The 18468-nt window shown below is 62.8% G+C and carries 13 protein-coding genes; 5 read left to right on the top strand and 8 right to left on the bottom strand.

What is annotated here, in order from left to right; translation table 11 throughout:
- Positions 1 to 184: 184 nt before the first annotated feature.
- The gene (locus REH59_RS06995) at positions 185 to 1429 is read left to right on the top strand and encodes a putative porin (protein ID WP_003254615.1); all 1245 of its coding nucleotides are present in this window, start codon (positions 185 to 187) and stop codon (positions 1427 to 1429) included.
- Between the two features lie 200 nt (positions 1430 to 1629).
- Here REH59_RS06995 and REH59_RS06990 read toward each other — a convergent pair whose 3' ends face one another.
- Both REH59_RS06990 and hrpA read right to left on the bottom strand, forming a co-directional pair.
- Positions 1630 to 2751 (bottom strand): beta-ketoacyl-ACP synthase III, encoded by a 1122-nt coding sequence (locus REH59_RS06990; RefSeq protein ID WP_014859465.1) that lies wholly within the window; start codon positions 2749 to 2751, stop codon positions 1630 to 1632.
- 174 nt (positions 2752 to 2925) lie between these two features.
- A complete protein-coding gene (gene hrpA, locus REH59_RS06985; RefSeq protein ID WP_014859464.1) occupies positions 2926 to 6831 on the bottom strand; it encodes an ATP-dependent RNA helicase HrpA in 3906 nt (1301 codons plus the stop codon).
- Positions 6832 to 7401: 570 nt separating this feature from the next.
- Between hrpA and REH59_RS06980 the strand changes: the two genes are divergently transcribed.
- Together REH59_RS06980 and REH59_RS06975 are read left to right on the top strand one after the other, a co-directional pair.
- On the top strand, positions 7402 to 8766 hold the full coding sequence (locus tag REH59_RS06980; RefSeq protein WP_121784239.1) for a glutamine synthetase family protein: 1365 nt from the start codon (positions 7402 to 7404) through the stop codon (positions 8764 to 8766).
- A 24-nt stretch (positions 8767 to 8790) separates the two neighbouring features.
- On the top strand, positions 8791 to 10098 hold the full coding sequence (locus tag REH59_RS06975) for an NAD(P)/FAD-dependent oxidoreductase (protein ID WP_003254619.1): 1308 nt from the start codon (positions 8791 to 8793) through the stop codon (positions 10096 to 10098).
- 285 nt (positions 10099 to 10383) lie between these two features.
- Here the strand turns inward: REH59_RS06975 and fadD1 are convergent, their stop codons facing one another.
- The gene (gene fadD1 / locus REH59_RS06970; protein WP_003254620.1) at positions 10384 to 12081 is read right to left on the bottom strand and encodes a long-chain-fatty-acid--CoA ligase FadD1; all 1698 of its coding nucleotides are present in this window, start codon (positions 12079 to 12081) and stop codon (positions 10384 to 10386) included.
- A gap of 331 nt (positions 12082 to 12412) precedes the next feature.
- Complete coding sequence (gene fadD2 / locus REH59_RS06965; protein WP_010955224.1) at positions 12413 to 14101, bottom strand: long-chain-fatty-acid--CoA ligase FadD2; 1689 nt, start codon at positions 14099 to 14101, stop codon at positions 12413 to 12415.
- A 218-nt stretch (positions 14102 to 14319) separates the two neighbouring features.
- Between fadD2 and REH59_RS06960 the strand changes: the two genes are divergently transcribed.
- Positions 14320 to 15264 (top strand): alpha/beta hydrolase, encoded by a 945-nt coding sequence (locus tag REH59_RS06960; protein WP_014860682.1) that lies wholly within the window; start codon positions 14320 to 14322, stop codon positions 15262 to 15264.
- Positions 15265 to 15298: 34 nt separating this feature from the next.
- Complete coding sequence (locus REH59_RS06955) at positions 15299 to 15769, top strand: MaoC family dehydratase (protein ID WP_014755701.1); 471 nt, start codon at positions 15299 to 15301, stop codon at positions 15767 to 15769.
- A gap of 119 nt (positions 15770 to 15888) precedes the next feature.
- Here REH59_RS06955 and REH59_RS06950 read toward each other — a convergent pair whose 3' ends face one another.
- The 4 genes from REH59_RS06950 to REH59_RS06935 are packed head-to-tail and all read right to left on the bottom strand — an operon-like array spanning position 15889 to position 18448.
- Positions 15889 to 17127 (bottom strand): RNA polymerase sigma factor, encoded by a 1239-nt coding sequence (locus REH59_RS06950; RefSeq protein WP_014860683.1) that lies wholly within the window; start codon positions 17125 to 17127, stop codon positions 15889 to 15891.
- Positions 17127 to 17612 (bottom strand): SRPBCC family protein, encoded by a 486-nt coding sequence (locus REH59_RS06945; RefSeq protein WP_003254626.1) that lies wholly within the window; start codon positions 17610 to 17612, stop codon positions 17127 to 17129. The genes REH59_RS06950 and REH59_RS06945 overlap by 1 nt, the downstream gene beginning before the upstream one ends.
- 21 nt (positions 17613 to 17633) lie before the next feature.
- On the bottom strand, positions 17634 to 17978 hold the full coding sequence (locus REH59_RS06940; protein ID WP_014860684.1) for a YciI family protein: 345 nt from the start codon (positions 17976 to 17978) through the stop codon (positions 17634 to 17636).
- A gap of 44 nt (positions 17979 to 18022) precedes the next feature.
- The gene (locus tag REH59_RS06935; RefSeq protein WP_014860685.1) at positions 18023 to 18448 is read right to left on the bottom strand and encodes a YybH family protein; all 426 of its coding nucleotides are present in this window, start codon (positions 18446 to 18448) and stop codon (positions 18023 to 18025) included.
- Between the last annotated feature and the right edge of the window lie 20 nt (positions 18449 to 18468).

The following is an 18468-nucleotide window of genomic DNA, read 5'->3' as shown; positions in this document are numbered from 1 at the left end:
CTTTAATTCTCAATTACTTAACAACAGTGCCACTAATCAGACATTAATCTGTCATTGGCCCCCGCAATACTTGCGCCTGTTTTCCGGAACCCTAGAACCTGTCTATTCAGGCCCTTTCCGAAGACATGCCAACGCAGGGGCAGGCGCTTGAGCCTCCCCCATTTTTTTCAGTAGGGAGAACCTTATGCGTCTTGTTTCCACACTTACCGGAGTAAGCCTCACCGGCATGATGCTGGCCCTGAGTGCCCCGGCCAGTGCTGCTGTCGACGCCAAGCTGCTCGAAATGCTCCGCGCCAATGGCTCGATCAACCAGGCGCAGTACAACGAACTGCAGGGCGACCTGGCAAAAGAAACCAAGGAAAAGGCCGACCAGAAAGCTCAGTCCGAACGTATGAGCTCCTTTGAACAAAAAGTGGCATGGGCCGCCAAGACCCAGATCAAGGGTGACGTGCGCCTGCGTTACGAAGACGTCAACGTCGACGATCCGAACAGCAGCAGCGGCAACCAGGACCGCCAGCGAGTACGTGCCCGTGTCGGCTTCTACAGCGAGATCAACCCGCAGGTTGACGCTGGGGTTCGTATCGCCACTGGCAGCAGCGCTGACCGACGTTCGACCAACCAGAGCTTCGACAACTACTTCGACAAGAAGTCGCTGTGGGTCGACCTGGCCTACCTCGACTGGCACCCGACTGCAGTCCCTAACCTGCACCTGATTGGCGGCAAGATGCAACAGCCTTGGGTGAGCATGGGCGACATCATCTGGGATAGCGACATCAACCCGGAAGGTGTAGCGGCCACCTACAAGGCTGACCTGGGCGGGGCCGAAGTGTTTGCCAGCGCCGGTCAGTACACCTTGAAGGACAACGTCGATGGTGACGGCGTCCAGTACAAGCACGATGCACAGGTCTACCACGGCCAGTTGGGCGCCAAGTTCGCGCCGGCCGACGTGCTCAAGCTCACCGTGGGTGCCAGCATCTATGGTTACGACAACGACAAGGAAGCCGCCATCCTGCAGTCGTTCGGCAACACCACTAACGAGTTCAATCTGGTGGAAGGCTTTGGCCAGATCGACTTCACTGGCTTGGCCATTCCGTTGTCGGCCTATGGCCAGTACGTGAAGAACACCGACAGCACCGACGGCGAAGATCAGGCCTGGCTGGCTGGCCTGAAAACCAAAATGGGTGCCTGGAGCCTGGACTACAACTACCGCGATGTGCAGCGTAACGCGGTAGTCAGCCTGTTCACCGATTCGGACTTCGGCAACGGCTACACCGGTTCGCGCGGTCACAAGTTCAAGGTCGGTTACGAAATCGACAAGAACTTCTCCCTGGGTGCTGCCTACCTGATGGCCAAGACCGACCTGTCGCAGCTGCCGAACAGCAATGCTGACGTCGACACCCTGCAGGTAGACCTGGAAGCCAAGTTCTAAGCAACACCCTGCTCTGCTTCACTTGAAGCGGGAAACGCCGACCCCATCCGGCGTTTCCCGCTTCTTTTTGCCTGTGTGAAATGCGCCGGCCCCTTCGCGGGCTTGCCCGCTCCCACAGAATCACCACAGACCTTGAGAACTGTGCTGTACCTGTGGGAGCGGGCAAGCCCGCGAAGAGGCCGTAACAGGCGCCTGATGAATCAGCGCTTGCGCAGAATCACACTACCAATCGAATACCCCGCACCAAACGAGCTCAACACGCCCAACGAGCCTTTGGCCAGGTCATCCTGGTACAGGTGGAAGGCAATCACCGACCCCGCCGAGCTGGTATTGGCGTAACGGTCCAGAATCACCGGTGCCTCTTCCTCGGCCACTTCACGCCCCAACAGTTTCTTGACGATCAACTGGTTCATGCTGAGGTTGGCCTGGTGCAGCCAGAAGCGCTTCACGTCGCCCGGTTGCAGCCCATTCTCCTGCAGGTGTTCCCCGATCAGCTCGGCCACCTTCGGGCACACCTCGCGGAACACCTTGCGGCCTTCCTGGATGAACAGCTTGTCCGCAGCGCCTTCACCCTCTTCCGCCGCACGGTTGAGGAAGCCGAAGTTGTTGCGGATGTTGTTGGAGAACTCAGTCCAGAGCTTGCTGCTGACGATGTCGAACTGGTGCGCCGAAGTGGCCTGGTCGGCACGCTCCAGCAACACGGCGGTGGCGGCATCGCCAAAAATGAAATGGCTGTCGCGGTCACGGAAGTTGAGGTGGCCGGTGCACACTTCGGGGTTGACCATCAGCACCGCCCGCGCCTGGCCCAGCGCTACGCTGTTGGCGGCGGTCTGGATACCGAAGGTGGCCGACGAGCAGGCCACGTTCATGTCGAAGGCAAAGCCCTGGACACCCAGTGCCTGTTGCACTTCGATGGCGATGGCCGGGTACGGGCGCTGCAAGTTGGAGCAGGCGACGATCACCCCGTCGACATCGGCCGCCGTTCGGCCTGCGCGCTCCAGGGCCTGGCGGGCAGCGGCCACGGCCATTTCACACAGCATCGACGGTTCATCGTTGCTGCGCTCGGGCAAGCGCGGCTTCATGCGCTGCGGGTCGAGGATACCGGCCTTGTCCATGACAAAGCGGCTCTTGATGCCCGAAGCCTTTTCGATAAACGCCGCGTCGGAGAGCGGCGCCGCCTCGACTTCACCGCGCTCGATGGCGGCAGCGTTGTCCTGGTTGAACTGCTGCGACCAGGCGTTGAAGGAAGCCACCAGCTCTTCGTTGGAAATGCTCTGGGCCGGGGTGTACAGGCCGGTGCCGCTGATCACGACGTTATGCACGGTCGTTCCTCTGGTCAAAGGCCACCGCCACAGGGCGCTGGCTGGAAACATGACAGGTTAATGGCACTTTAGTGCCAATTCAGGGGCCTACGTTTACCCCCGCAAGGCGGGCTCACCCGCCAAGGGCCGCAAAGCGGCCCCAAACGCCCCAAAGTTTGCCACAAATAATAGAGGTTAGCCTTCCACCTGACTCCATTGTTTGCTCAATCGCTTGTCAGAAATCGGCACCTTGGTCCCCAACTGCTGGGCGAACAGCGACACGCGATATTCTTCCAGCCACCAACGGTACACAGTCAGTTGCTCATCGCGCTTGCCTTCCTGGGCATGCTTGTCGGCACGGGCCTTGTACTGCGCCCACAAATTGGCCAGCTCGCCGCTCCACACCCGGTCCTTCTGTACTTGCGAGCCGAGTTTCTCGAGGCGCAACTCAACCGCCTTGAGGTAACGCGGCAACTCCTTGAACCACACCCCAGGCGTTTCGCGCACGAAGCCCGGGTACACCAGGTTGCCCAGCTGCTGCTTGATGTCGTTCAGCGCCACCGCTTGGCTCAGGTCGATCTTGCCCTTGAAGCGCTTCTGCAGCCCATGCCACAGCTTCAGCACTTCCAGGGTCTGCCTTGCCAGGCGCTCGGCATGCTCGGCCCAGCTGCCGCGCTTGCGTTCAGCCAGCGCGGCCAAGGCCGCGCCATCACGTGGCAACGGTTGTTCGCCTTCAAGGATGCAACTGTCCAGGCTGGCCAGCAGAATGTCTTCGACCAGCGCCTCGACCCGCCCCATTTCGCGGTACAGCAGGCCCAGCTCGGTCAGCCCCGGCAGCTTGCCGCGCAGGAACTTGGCCGGCTCGGCCAGTTGCTGCAGCAACAGCCGTTGCAAGGCGCGGCGGTGCTGAAACTCGGCTTCGGCCTGGGTCGAGAAACGCCCCTCACGCACAGTGCCGTTGTCTTCCACCAGCGCCGGGTACACGGTCATCGACAGGCCGGCGATCTTCTGCTGGGCGGTCTGCTTCACTTCGCTGAAGGCCTTGGCCTGCACCGGCTGCTCACCCTTGGCGTCACGCGGCACGGCCAGGGCAGCCTGGCTGGCGGCAGCAAAGCGCGCGGTCAGTTCCGCCAGGTCGCGGCCTTCGCCAAGGAACTTGCCCTGGCCATCGACCACTTCGATGTTCATGCGCAGGTGGCCTTCGACCTGGTTGACCGACTCGTCCCAGGCCTCATCCGACACACGTGCACCGGTCATGCGCAGCAGCTCCTGGCCCAGGGCCTGCGGGAGCGCCCCTTGGCCGAAGGTCATGCGCGCCAGCGAAGCCTTGACGAAGTCAGGTACCGGGACAAAGTTCTTGCGCAGGACCTTGGGCAGGTTGCGCACCAGCGCCACGCACTTGGCCTCCAGCAGGCCCGGCACCAGCCACTCCAGGCGCTCGCCCGGCAGGCTCGGCAACAGCGGCGCCGGCACCCGCACCGTCACACCATCGCGGGGGTGGCCGGGCTCGAAGTGGTAGCTCAGCGGCAGGCGCAAATCGCCCACCTGCATACTGTCGGGGTACTGTGCGGCGGTCACTTCGCTGGCCTCGCGGGCCAGCACGTCCTCCTCGCGCATGATCAGCAGGTTGGCGTCCTTCTGGCTGCCCATGCGGTACCAACTGTCGAAGGTCGCCGTCTGGTGGATTTCCGCCGGCAGGCGCGCTTCGTAGAAAGCGTACAGCGTTTCTTCGTCAGCCAGAATGTCACGCCGGCGAGCCTTGGCTTCCAGCTCGTCCAGCGCTTCAAGCAGGCGTTTGTTGGCCGCCAGGCACTTGGCCCGCGACTGGATTTCGCCACCCACCAGGCCTTCACGGATAAACAGCTCGCGCGAGGTCGCCGGGTCGATCGGGCCGTAGTGCACCGGCCGACGGCCGACCAGGATCAGCCCGTAGAGCGTGATCTGCTCGTAGGCCACCACCTGCCCGCGCTTCTTCTCCCAGTGCGGCTCGAAATGGTTTTTCTTGATCAGGTGACCGGCCAGCGGCTCGATCCAGTCCGGCTCGATCTTGGCCACCATGCGCGCATACAGCTTGGTGGTTTCGACCAGCTCGGCAGCCATGACCCACTGCGGGCGCTTGCGTCCCAGGCCCGACGATGGATGCACCCAGAAGCGCCGCTGGCGGGCGCCCTGGTAGTCGCCCTCTTCGGTCTTCTGGCCAATCTGGCTGAGCAGCCCGCTGAGGATTGCCTTGTGCATCTTCTGGTAATCAGTCGGTTCCTTGTTCACCGTCAGCTGCAGGTCACGGCAAATCAGCGCCAACTGACGATGAGCATCGCGCCACTCGCGCAGCCGCAAGTAGTTCAGGAACTGCTTGCGGCACCAGTTGCGCAGCGGGTTGGCAGTCAGCGCCTGGCGTTGTTCCTCGAAGCCGCGCCACAGGTTGACCAGCGCAGCGAAGTCCGAGTCCACGTCCTTCCACTGTGCGTGCGCCTGGTCGGCGGCCTGCTGGCGTTCTGGAGGGCGTTCACGCGGGTCCTGCACCGACAGCGCACTGGTGACAATCAGCACTTCCTGCAGGCTGCCCAGGCGCGCGCCTTCAAGCAGCATGCGGCCCAGCCGCGGGTCGATCGGCAAGCGCGCCAGCTGGCGGCCAATTGGCGTCAGCTGGTTCTCGCGGTTAACCGCCGAAAGCTCCTGCAACAGGTTGAAGCCGTCGCTGATGGCTTTGCCATCCGGCGGCTCGATGAACGGGAAGGCATCGATTGCGCCCAGGCGCAGGTGCAACATCTGCAGGATCACCGCCGCCAGGTTGGTGCGCAGAATCTCCGGGTCGGTAAACGCTGGCCGGCTGTTGAAGTCCTCTTCGCTGTAGAGACGCACGCAAATGCCCGGCTCGACCCGGCCGCAACGGCCTTTACGCTGGTTGGCACTGGCCTGTGACACCGCCTCGATCGGCAGGCGCTGGACCTTGGCGCGGTAGCTGTAGCGGCTGATGCGAGCGGTACCGGTGTCGATCACATAGCGGATGCCAGGCACGGTCAGCGAGGTTTCGGCGACGTTGGTGGCCAGCACCACGCGGCGCCCGGTGTGCGGTTGGAAGATACGCTGCTGCTCGGCCGGCGACAGGCGCGCGTACAGCGGCAAAATCTCGGTATGGCGCAGTTGCGCCTTGCGCAGGATCTCGGCGGCATCACGGATTTCCCGCTCGCCCGGCAGGAAGATCAGCACATCGCCCGGCCCCTTGCCCTCGCTACGCTCGTGCTGCGCCAGCTCGTCGAGGGTGGCAAGGATGGCCTGATCGACGGTGAGGTCATCCTCGATCTGGTTGCCTTCCTCGTCCTGTTCGCTGGTCAGCGGGCGGTACCAGGTGTCCACCGGGAAGGTGCGCCCGGACACCTCGATGATCGGCGCACCGTCGAAGTGCCTGGAGAAGCGCTCCAGGTCGATGGTGGCCGAGGTGATGATCAGCTTCAGGTCCGGTCGACGATGCAGCAACGTTTTCAGGTAGCCGAGCAGGAAGTCGATGTTCAGGCTGCGCTCGTGCGCTTCGTCGACGATGATCGTGTCGTAGCGTTCAAGGAAACGGTCGTGCTGGGTTTCGGCCAGGAGGATGCCGTCGGTCATCAGCTTGACCAAGGTATTGGAATCGCTCTGGTCTTCGAAACGCACCTGGTAGCCGACCAGCGCGCCCAAGGGCGTGCCCAGCTCTTCGGCGACTCGCGCGGCCACGCTACGCGCTGCGATCCTGCGTGGCTGGGTATGGGCGATCAACCCATGGCTGCCACGGCCAAGTTCCAGGCAGATTTTCGGCAACTGGGTCGTCTTGCCAGAGCCGGTCTCGCCGGCGATCACCAACACCTGGTTTTCGGCCAGGGCCTTCTTGATTTCGTCACGCTTGGCGGCGATGGGCAGGTTGTCGTCGTAGCGTACGGTCGGCACGCTCTGCTGACGCGCGGTGACCTGAGCGCAGGAGGCCTGGACCTTCTCCACCCACTGCGCCAGCTTCGCCTCATCGGGGCGCTTGCGCAGTTCGTGCAGTTGCCGGCGCAGGCGATGGCGGTCGGCAATCATGGCGTGGTCGAGGTTTTGCAGCAGTTTGTCGATGGCGTGGTCAGTCATGGGGCTTTTTAGTGATGCAGGTGAGCCTGCTTTTTCATGATCGGCATTCGGAAAGTCGGGCGATTGTCGCAGATTTGCGGATTCTCTGCTGCCTGCACGCTCCCTGTGGGAGCGGCCTTGTGTCGCGATAGGGCCGCAAAGCGGCCCAGCAATTTCTGCGTGATCGCTGATGGCCGGGGCCCGCTACGCAGCCCTTTCGCGACGCAAGGCCACTCCACATTGACCGTGGTGCTTTCACCACGAATGTTTAGCCAAGTGCGATGTAAAGGTTGCCATTCACTGCTTTAATCAACCTTACGCCGCATGTGAGTATCAAAGGCATGACTCCCGCCCAGCCTATCGCCCCACCGTCGTCCCGCCCTTCGCTACCGAAGGCCCGGAGCCGTGCCGGGGAAAATCCGCTGGTCCATATCATCCTCGCCTTCTGGGCCTTGTGGCACTGCCGTCACGCGCGCCCACCGGACACCTCGCTCACGCCATTGTGACCAAACCCGGCCACCGTCTGGCCGTTTGACTCAACTGGGCCACCTGCTTGCGCGGTGGCCCTGCGCGCCTATGAGCGAATTGATCATGCACTTTGCCCCTGTAGAGCAGGCTACCCGTTTTCTGGCCGACAACCCCGATATCGAGCTGTTCGAACTGTTCATCCTTGACGCCAACGGTGTGCCACGCGGCAAGCTGTTGCACCGCGAGGAACTGCTGGCCGTGTACCAGACAGGCCGGCCACTGCCCAGCACCATCCTTGGCCTGACCCTCAATGGCGACGACGTGGAAAACTCCGGCCTGGTGTGGGACGTAGGCGATATCGACTGCCGTGCCTACCCGCTGGACGGCAGCCTGGTGCGGCTGCCCTGGCGCCGGGTGCCAACCGCTGCAGTGCAGGTAAGCATGCACCCCAGCGAGGGGCTGCCGGCCAGCATCGCTGACCCACGCCATGTGCTGCTGCGCACCATCGAAGCGTTGAAGGCCGATGGTTACCACCCGGTGATGGCCTGCGAGCTGGAGTTCTACCTGCTTGACCAGCAGCGTGATGCCCAGGGCCGCCCACAACCGGCACTGGACAACGATGGCGGTCGCCCACGCAGCACCCAGGTCTATGGCCTGCGCGAACTGGAGCAGATCGAACCGTTCCTCGCCGACCTGTACGCTGCCTGCAAGGCCCAAGGCATCCCGGCGCGCACGGCCATTTCCGAGTACGCCCCCGGCCAGGTGGAAATCACCCTGGAGCACGGCGATGCGCTGCAGGCGATGGACCAGGCGGTGCGCTACAAGCGCCTGGTAAAAGGTGTGGCCCATGCCCACGGCATGCAGGCCTGCTTCATGGCCAAGCCATTTGCCCAACTGGCCGGCACCGGCATGCACATGCACCTGAGCCTGGCCGACAGCGCCGGCAGCAACCTGTTCGCCAGCGAAGACAAGGCCGGCACCCCGCTGCTGCGCCAGGCCGTGGCCGGCATGCTGCGCCACCTGCGCGACTCGCTGCTGCTGTTCTGCCCCAACGCCAACTCGTACCGACGTTTCCAGGCCAACAGCTATGCGCCCCTGGCGCCAACCTGGGGCGTGGACAACCGCACCGTGAGCCTGCGTGTGCCAGGAGGCCCTGCCAACAGTCGCCATGTGGAGCACCGCATCTGTGGCGCGGATGCCAACCCTTACCTGGCTGCAGCGGCGATCCTTGCTGCCAGCCACCGCGGCATCCGCGAACAGCTTGACCCAGGTGCCCCCGTTGAAGGCAACGGTTACGCTCAGGCCACCGAACACCTGCCCACCGACTGGCTGACCACCCTCGACGCCCTGCAACATTCCGAATGGGCCCGTGAAGCACTGGGCGAAGACTTCCTTGGCGTGTACCTGAAGGTCAAGCGCGCCGAGTACCGCCAGTTCATGGCTGAAGTCAGCGAACAGGACTGGCGCTGGTACCTGCACCAGGCCTGAGCCCCTACAAAACAAGGAACACCCATGAACGCAGCATTGAACAACGGCCCGGCGCAGCGCGCGCCGTCCTATTACAGCGCCACCCTCAACGACCACAGCGAGTACCCGCAACTCAAAGGCACGGTGCAGGTGGATGTGGCAATCATCGGCGGTGGCTTTACGGGCGTGGCCACAGCGGTTGAACTGGCCGAGCGCGGCCTGAAGGTCGCCATCGTCGAAACCAACCGTATCGGCTGGGGCGCCAGCGGTCGCAACGGCGGCCAGGTCACCGGCAGCCTGTCGGGCGACGAGGCCATGCGCTCGCAGATGCGCAACCACCTGGGCGCCGAAGTGGACGATTTCATCTGGCACTTGCGCTGGCGCGGGCACCAGGTGATCGAACAGCGCGTGGCGCGCTATGGCATCGATTGCGACCTCAAGCGTGGCCATTTGCATGCCGCGATGAAACCTTCGCACATGAACGAACTGCGTGCATTCGAGGCCGAAGCACAGCGCCGCGGCATGGGCGAGCAGGTGCAACTGCTCGACCGCGCTGCAGTGGCGGAGCATCTGCAAAGCCCGCTTTATCTGGGTGCGTTGAAGAACCTGCGCAACCTGCACCTGCACCCACTCAACCTGTGCCTGGGTGAAGCCCGTGCCGCACATGGCCTGGGTGCACTGATATTCGAAAATTCCGAAGTGCTGGACATCGTCCATGGCCCGCGCCCGGCGGTGGTTACCGCCCACGGCCGGGTGGAGGCACGCCAGGTGATGTTGGCCGGCGATGTGTATCACAAGCTGGAAAAGCGCCAGCTCAAGGGCAAGATCTTCCCGGCCATGGGCGGTATCGTCACCACCGCGCCGCTGGGTGAACTGGCCGAGCAGATCAACCCGCAGGACCTGGCGGTGTACGACTGCCGCTTCGTCCTCGACTACTACCGCCTGACGGCCGACAAGCGCCTGCTGTTCGGCGGCGGCGCCAACTACTCAGGCAAGGATTCACGCGACATCGAAGGCGAATTGCGCCCCTGCATCGAACGCACCTTCCCGGCATTGAAGGGGGTGCCGATCGAGTTCCAGTGGAGCTGCGCCATGGGCATCGTGGTCAACCGCATCCCGCAGCTGGGCAAGCTGTCGGACAACGTGTGGTACTGCCAGGGTTACTCGGGGCACGGCATTGCCACCAGCCACATCATGGGCGAGATCATGGCCGAAGCGCTGACCGGCACGCTGGAGAAGTTCGACACCTTTGCCCAGTGCAAGCATGTGCGAGTGCCGATGGGGGACTTGCTGGGGAACCCGCTGCTGGCGGCGGGGATGTGGTACTACCAGATGCTCGAGAAGCTGCGCTGAGTTGCGCGGATGTAGGCGCGGGTTTACCGCGAAAGGGCCGGCCCTGCTGACCCTTCTCCACCCGCCGTTCACCGTTGTCGCCACTACCGCATTCGCGGGTAAACCCGCTCCTACAGGGGCTCACAGTGTCTGAAGACGGCGCCGCATCTTATTGTGGGGCCTTGTGTCGCGAAAGGGGCGCAGAGCGCCCCCAGCCATTGTTGCATCGCCGCCGAAACCCCAGGGCCGCTTCGCGGCCCTTTCGCGACACCAGGCCGCTCCCACACTGAGCGTGCAGGCTTATGGTCAGGCGATCTTCTTCAAGCCTTGCTTCTTGAGCTCTTCATCACGCAGTTCGCGGCGCAGGATCTTGCCCACGTTGGTGGTAGGCAGCGAATCGCGGAACTCGATGTGGCGCGGTACCTTGTAACCGGTGACGTTGGCACGCATGTGCTCCATCACCTGCTCCTTGGTCACGGTCATGCCCGGCTTGACCACGATGAAGACCTTGATCACTTCACCCGACTTCTCGTCCGGCACACCGATGGCAGCGCACTGCAGCACGCCCGGCAAGGCCGCCAACACGTCTTCCAGCTCGTTGGGGTACACGTTGAAGCCCGAGACCAGGATCATGTCTTTCTTGCGGTCGACGATGCGCATGTAGCCGTCCGCCTGGATCACGGCGATGTCACCGGTCTTCAGCCAGCCTTCGCTGTCGAGAATCTCGGCCGTGGCATCTTCACGCTGCCAGTAGCCCTTCATCACCTGCGGGCCCTTGACACACAGCTCGCCCACTTCGCCAAGCGGCAGCTCATTGCCGGCGTCGTCGATGACCTTGCACAAGGTCGACGGCACCGGAATACCGATGGTGCCCACCTGGTTCGCTTCCGACGGGTTCACCGCCGCCACCGGGCTGGTTTCGGTCATGCCGTAGCCTTCGCAGATGGCGCAACCGGTAACGGCCTTCCAGCGCTCGGCCACGCTTAGCTGCAAGGCCATGCCGCCCGACAGGGTGATTTTCAGCGCCGAGAAATCCAGGGCTCGGAACGCCTCGTTATTGCACAAGGCGACGAACAGGGTGTTAAGGCCCACAAAGCCGCTGAACTTCCACTTGCCCAGTTCCTTGACCATCGCCGGCAAGTCTCGCGGGTTGCTGATCAGCACGTTGTGGTTGCCGATCAGCATCATCGCCATGCAATGGAAGGTAAACGCATAGATGTGGTAAAGCGGCAGCGGAGTGATGAGGATTTCGCAGCCTTCGTGCAGGTTGGCGCCCATCAGTGCCCGGCACTGCAGCATGTTGGCCACCAGGTTGCGATGGGTCAGCATGGCGCCTTTGGCCACGCCGGTGGTACCGCCGGTGTATTGCAGCACCGCCACGTCGTTGGCCTGCGGGTTGGCCTCGGTCACTGGCTGGCCCTTGCCCAGCGCCAGGGCGTCATTGAAACGCACGGCCTGCGGCAGGTTGTAGGCCGGCACCATCTTCTTCACGTACTTGATCACGCTGTTGATCAGCAGGCGCTTGAGTGGCGGCAGCAGGTCGGCCACTTCGGTGACGATAACGTGCCTGACCTGGGTTTTGGGCACCACTTTTTCGGCCAGGTGGGCCATGTTGGCCAGGCACACCAGGGCCTTGGCACCCGAGTCGTTGAACTGGTGTTCCATCTCCCGCGCGGTGTACAGCGGGTTGGTGTTGACCACGATCAGCCCGGCACGCATGGCACCGAAGACCGCGACCGGGTATTGCAGGACATTGGGCAGTTGCACGGCAATGCGGTCACCCGGCTTGAGGTCGGTATGCTGCTGCAGCCAGGCGGCAAACGCCCCCGACAACGCATACAACTCGCCATAAGTGATAGTCTTGCCCAGGTTGCTAAAGGCCGGTTTGTCGGCAAAGCGTTGGCAGGATTGCTTGAGTACCGCCTGGATATTGGGGAATTCGTCAGGATTGATTTCCGCCGTAATCCCGGCTGGGTACTTATCCTTCCAAAAATTTTCGATCATGGAAGCCCACTCCTTCAGCAACAGCGAAGTTCGATTCACGCGTCGATGCGCTTATTATTGATATGAGATGACGGTTCGTTGCAAACCGGATCATCTGGAAGCGGGCCGAGAGTAACAGCTTTGTCTGGGGTCGCCTAGAGGCCAAAACAGGCCTTGCGGTCACAAAAATGACTCAATGAACAATACAGGTCATTTTTAGAGTAATTATCCAAAATGTCGCAGATAAGGCTGTATATGGCCTTTTAGAGCGGTTTAGAGGCATTCGCGGGTAAACCCGCTCCTACATTGGCGGTGTAGGAGCGGGTTTACCCGCGAAGAAGCCATCCCGGTATCACGCTATATCGCGCAACTCCCGCCGCAAAATCTTGCCCACCGGCGTCATGGGCAACGATTCGCGCAGCACGATGTGCTTGGGTACTTTGTAGCCGGTGAAGTTGGCCTTGCAGTAGGCCTTCAGCTCATCAACGCTCAGCCCCCCCTCGCGCGGCACCACGAACAGCTTGACCGCCTCGCCGGAACGCTCGTCCGGCACGCCGATAGCCGCACAGTTGGCGACCTTGGGGTGCCCCATCACCACATCCTCGATTTCGTTGGGGTATACGTTAAAGCCCGAGACGATGATCATGTCCTTCTTGCGGTCGACGATGCGGGTGAAGCCGTCCGGGTCGATCACCGCGATATCACCGGTCTTGAACCAGCCTTCTGCATCCAGTGCCTGGGCCGTTGCCTCGGGCTGCTGCCAGTAACCCTTCATGACCTGCGGGCCTTTGATGCAAAGCTCGCCCCGCTCGCCCAGCGGCAGTTCGTTGCCATCATCATCGATGACCTTGAACGCAGTACCCGCCACGGGGATGCCCACCGTACCCAGACGCGCCAGCTGGCCGTAGGGGTTGGTGCTGGCCACCGGCGAGGTCTCTGTCAGGCCATAGCCTTCTACGATGCGGCACCCGGTAAGGTCTTCCCAGCGCTCGGCGGTGGCCTTGACCAGCGCTGTGCCACCAGAGTTGGTGACCTTCAGCGCCGAGAAGTCCAGCTGACGGAAGCCCGGGTGGTCCATCAGTGCGACAAACAAGGTATTGAGGCCCAGCAAGGCAGAGAAACGCCACTTGCCCAGCTCCTTGATGAAGCCGGGAATATCCCGCGGGTTGGTAATCAGCACGTTATGGTTGCCGGTGACCATCATGCACATGCAGTTCGCGGTGAAGGCATAGATGTGGTACAGCGGCAGCGGCGCGATCATCACCTCCTGGCCGTCCTTCAGCAGCTTCTGCCCATCGGGGCCGTGCTGCGAGAAGCAGGCCAGCACCTGCAGCATGTTGGCCACCAGGTTGCCATGGGTGAGCATGGCGCCCTTGGCCAGGCCGGTGGTGCCGCCGGTGTACTGCAGCACCGCGATGTCATCGAGGTTCAGCGACACCGGTTTGGGCGACAGCCCGCGGCCCTCGCGCAGCACCTGCTTGAACGGCACCGCCTGGGGCAACCGGTAGGCCGGCACCATCTTCTTCAACTTGTCGACCACGGTGTTGACCAGCCAGCCCTTGGCGGCCGGCAGCAGGTCGCCCATCTTTGCCTCGATCAGGTACTCGATACCGGTATCGGGCAGCACCTCCTGCACGCGCTTGCCGAACATGTTCAGGTACACCAGCGCACGCGCGCCACTGTCCTTGAACTGGTGGCGCATCTCGCGCTCGGTGTACAGCGGGTTGGTATTGACCACGATCAGCCCGGCGCGCATGGCACCGAATACGGCGATGGGGTACTGCAGCACATTGGGCATCTGCACGGCGATGCGCTCACCCGGTTTGAGGTCAGTGTGCTGCTGCAACCAGGCAGCGAAGGCTGCCGAATGGCGCTCCAGTTCCGCGTAGCTGAGGGTCACGCCCAGGTTGCTGAACGCCGGGCGGTCGGCAAAACGCTTGCAGGAGCGCTCGAACACCTCGACCACCGAGGCGTAGGCATTGATGTCGATGGTGGAAGGCACGCCTGCCGGGCGCTTGTCATTCCAGAAGTCGGCTTGCATTTATTATTGTTCCTCTGCCTGGACCTGCACTGCGTCCTTTAGTCCTTTACCTGACCGCCTGCCGGCGAAAAGGCGTTGATTCGACGTTAGCAGGTAAACCCAAGGTGGCATATACGCCAAGTGCCGCCATTAACATTGTGAATCTTATTTGTGCCCCTCCTGCAATCCGGCCGGTTGTGCATACACTGTTCGGGTAACCGCGCGCACAAGGACCCGCCATGCCTCACGACGCCTTCTGGCTGCCCGCCAGTGAGCACTGCAGCCTGTACGTACACCAATGGCTGCCGGCCACACCGGTAAAGGCCGTGGTGCTGCTGGCCCATGGCATGGCCGAGCATGCCGGGCGCTACCAGCGCCTGGGCCAGGCCCTGAGCGAGGCCGGCTTTGCCCTGTTCGCTGCCGATCAGCGTGGCCACGGGCGCACTGCCGAACTGGGCAACCTCGGCCTGTTCGCCCGCCATCATGGCTGGAATGCCGTGGTCAACGACCTGGGATGTGTGGCCCAGCATATCGGCCAGCAGTACCCGTGCACGCCGCTGTTCCTGTTCGGCCACAGCATGGGAAGCTATATCGCCCAGGCGTACCTGCTGCATCACAGTGGCAGCCTGCACGGGGCGATCCTCAGCGGTTCCAACTACCAACCGGCCGTGCTGTACCGCTTTGCGCGGCTGATTGCCCGGCTGGAATCCTGGCGCCAGGGGCCACTGGGCAAGAGTGCACTGATCGAATGGTTGTCCTTCGGTTCGTTCAACAGCGCCTTCAAGCCCAATCGCACAGCCTTCGACTGGCTCAGCCGCGACCCGGGCGAGGTCGATCAGTACGTGAACGACCCGTTGTGCGGCTTTCGCTGCACCAACCAGTTGTGGCTCGACCTGCTGCAAGGCTTGGCGCAGATCAGTCAGCCGGGTAACCTCGCGCAGATCGATCCCAACCTGCCGATGCTGGTGATTGGCGGTGAATGTGATCCGGTCAGTGCCGGCAAGCGTCTCACCCATCTGGCCGACGCCCTGCGCGCGACCGGCAACCGACATGTACAGCTGCGCGTCTACCCGGAGGCGCGGCATGAAGTACTCAACGAAATCAACCGTGGCGAGGTCATCGCCGATATTCTCTGCTGGCTTGAGCAGGCGCTGGCCCTTGGCCGCCCTGCGCGCAGTGAATGATAGCCGCCCTCGCCCAACGCTTAAGGAAGCATCGATGTCCCAGGTCACCAACACGCCTTACGAAGCCCTCGAAGTCGGCCAGACGGCCGAGTACAAGAAGTCCGTTGAAGAACGCGACATCCAGCTGTTCGCTGCGATGTCCGGTGACCACAACCCGGTTCACCTGGATGCCGAATTCGCCGCCAAGAGCATGTTCCGCGAACGTATTGCCCATGGCATGTTCAGCGGCGCGCTGATCAGTGCTGCAGTGGCCTGCACACTGCCTGGCCCTGGCACCATCTACCTGGGCCAACAGATGAGCTTCCAGAAGCCGGTGAAAATTGGCGACACCCTGACCGTGCGCCTGGAGATCCTCGAGAAGCTGCCCAAGTTCAAGGTGCGCATCGCCACCAACGTCTACAACCAGAACGACGAGCTGGTGGTCGCGGGTGAAGCCGAGATCCTGGCGCCGCGCAAGCAGCAGACCGTCGAGCTGGTGTCGCCGCCGAATTTTGTGGCGAGCTGAAGTGTGATGCCGCCAGCACCTACTTCAAGGCTGCTGTCCTGGGTAACCCGCTAATTCGTTGATTTAGCGGGCAGCCTGTGGGATATGGGCTGGCCCGCAAAGAGCCGGCACACCCCACATCATTCGATAGCCTGCAAACGCCGCTCGATATGCCGCCGCTCAGGCGCCTGCCGGGTCAAGGCCAGCGCCTGCTGCCAGGCCGCTCGCGCCTCTTCTACCTGCCCCAGTTGGCAATGCAACTCGGCGCGCGCCGCATGTGCCAGGTGATAGTCCAGCAACTCCCCCCGCGCCAGGATCCCTTCGACTTCCCGCAAGCCAACCTCCGGCCCATCCCGCTTCGCCAGTGCCACCGCGCGGTTCAGCGCCACCACCGCTGATGGCCAATACCGCTGCAACACGTCATACAGGCCGACGATCTCTCCCCAGTCCGTTTCTTCAGCCGTCGCCGCTTCGGCATGCACGGCAGCAATCGCCGCCTGGACGGTATAGGCACCGAACGCACGGCTCTGCAGGGCCAGGCGCACCAGTTCACAGCCTTCGGCAATGAACTGCCGGTCCCACAGGCTACGATCCTGCTGCTCCAGAACCACCAAATCGCCTTGGCCATCGATGCGCGCCCGCTGCCGGGACGCCTGCAGCAGCATCAACGCCAGCAGGCCGACCGCCTCCGGGTCGGGCAGCAACTGCACCAGCAACCGCGCCAGGCGAATGGCTTCATCGCTCAGTTCCTGCTGCAGCAGTGTTTCGCCCGATGACGCCGAATAGCCCTCATTGAACACCAGGTAGATCACCCGCAACACGCTTTCCAGGCGCTCGGGCAGCTCATTGAGCTCGGGTACCTGGTACGGTATGCCCGCGTCACGGATCTTGGCCTTGGCACGCACGATCCGCTGGGCGATGGTTGTCGGGCTTTGCAGAAAGGCGCGGGCGATCTGCTCGGTGGTCAGGTCGCAGACTTCGCGAAGCGTCAATGGCACCTGAGCGTCGGCCGACAGGGCCGGATGGCAACAGGTGAAGATCAGCCGCAGGCGGTCATCCGCCAGCAGTTCTTCTTCACTGGGGTCCTGCGCCTGACCATCCAGCAGCATGCTCAAGTCCGCCTGGGAGCGGTCGAAGCGGACGCGCCGGCGCAGCGCGTCGATGGCCTTGAAGCGCCCGACAGAGACCAGCCACGCTCGCGGGTTGGCGGGTATACCGTCGCGTTGCCAGCGCTCGACGGCAATGAAGAAGGCGTCATGCATGGCCTCCTCGGCCAGGTCGAAATCACCCAGCAAGCGGATCAGTGTCGCCAGTATGCGCCGCGACTCCTGCCGGTACACGGCCTCGACTTCGGCGCTCACCTGGGCCAGTGCTGCCATCAGTCGGGCATCCGCTGGGTCACCACCTCCACCAGGCGGTCCAGGCTTTCTCCCCAGCCTTGGTGGAAGCCCATTTCTTCATGGGCACGGCAGTCGGTGGCATTCCAGTGCCAGGCACGGGCGGTGTAGCGGGTTTTGCCCTGTTCCTCGTCAAAGCTGATCACGGCGGTCATGAAGGCCTTGTCCGACGGCACCCAACCGGGGCCGAAGGCATCGGTGAACACCAGCCGGCGTGGCGCGGCAATTTCCAGGAAAACGCCCTGGTTCGGGTACTCGCTGCCATCCGGCGCGCGCATCAGGGTGCGAAACAGGCCACCGGCCCACAACTGCATCTCACACTCCGGGGTGGTCATGCCGCGCGGCCCCCACCACTGCATCAGCCACTGGGGTTCGGTCCAGGCGCGAAATACCTTGGCCGGTGGGGCGTCGATCAGGCGGTTGATGGACAACTCGTGTTGCGCCTGGGCAATGGGGGCAAGGCTCATGCTAATTGTTCTCCTTGGCTGTCAGGGTTGCAGCTCGCGCACCGGTCGCACCTCGACACTGCCGACCCGCGCAGCAGGGATGCCCTTGGCGATATTCAGCGCTTCGTTGAGGTCGCGGGCCTCCACCAGGTAAAAGCCCGCCAGTTGCTCCTTGGTTTCGGCGAACGGGCCGTCGGTCAGGCTCATGCGCCCGTTACGCATACGCACCGTGGTGGCCGTCTGCACCGACTTCAGCGCCTCGGCCGCCAGCATGCGCCCGGAACCGTGAATGGCTTCGGCGTAGGCCATGCATTCAGCGTCTGCCGGGCTGTCGGGCAGGCTGTGCAACAGCCCCTCGTCACAATAGACCAGGCACAGGTATTTCATGGTCGCCTCCAAGGCATTGGCAAAGTGCGTTTGGCGATAAAGGCTCAGGGCTTGAGATCGAACAGGGCCTTTTGCGTTTCCATGTCGAAAGGCGCCGACCAGTGTTCGTGGATGACCTGCCACTGGCCGCCTTTACGACGATAGCCCACCGTGGCGCGCATGAAGCCGCACTGGCTTTCGTCGTCGCCCGGGCCGCAGCGGTTCAGCCAATGGGCCAGGGCCAGATCGCCAGCGGCGTACACGGTAAGTTGGGCAAGTTCGAACACCATGGGGCCGGTGCACATGCCCATGCACATTTCCCAGTGCGCCGTGTAGGCGGACTTGCCTTTGAATTGCAGGGCCTGGATGGCATCGAAGGCGACGATATCGTCGGCATAGGGGGCGATGATGCCCGGGATGTCGCGATCGCGCACGGCTTGCATCCAGCGCTCGATCAATTGGCGGATTTCGGATTCGGCTGCGGTGCTCATCGGGGGTACCTCCGACAGAT

The organism is Pseudomonas sp. BO3-4 (assembly GCF_034044115.1).
In the GTDB taxonomy this organism is placed as follows: domain Bacteria; phylum Pseudomonadota; class Gammaproteobacteria; order Pseudomonadales; family Pseudomonadaceae; genus Aquipseudomonas; species Aquipseudomonas alloputida.
Note: the sequence above shows the minus strand (reverse complement) of the source record. Positions and strands in the feature narration are given on the sequence as shown.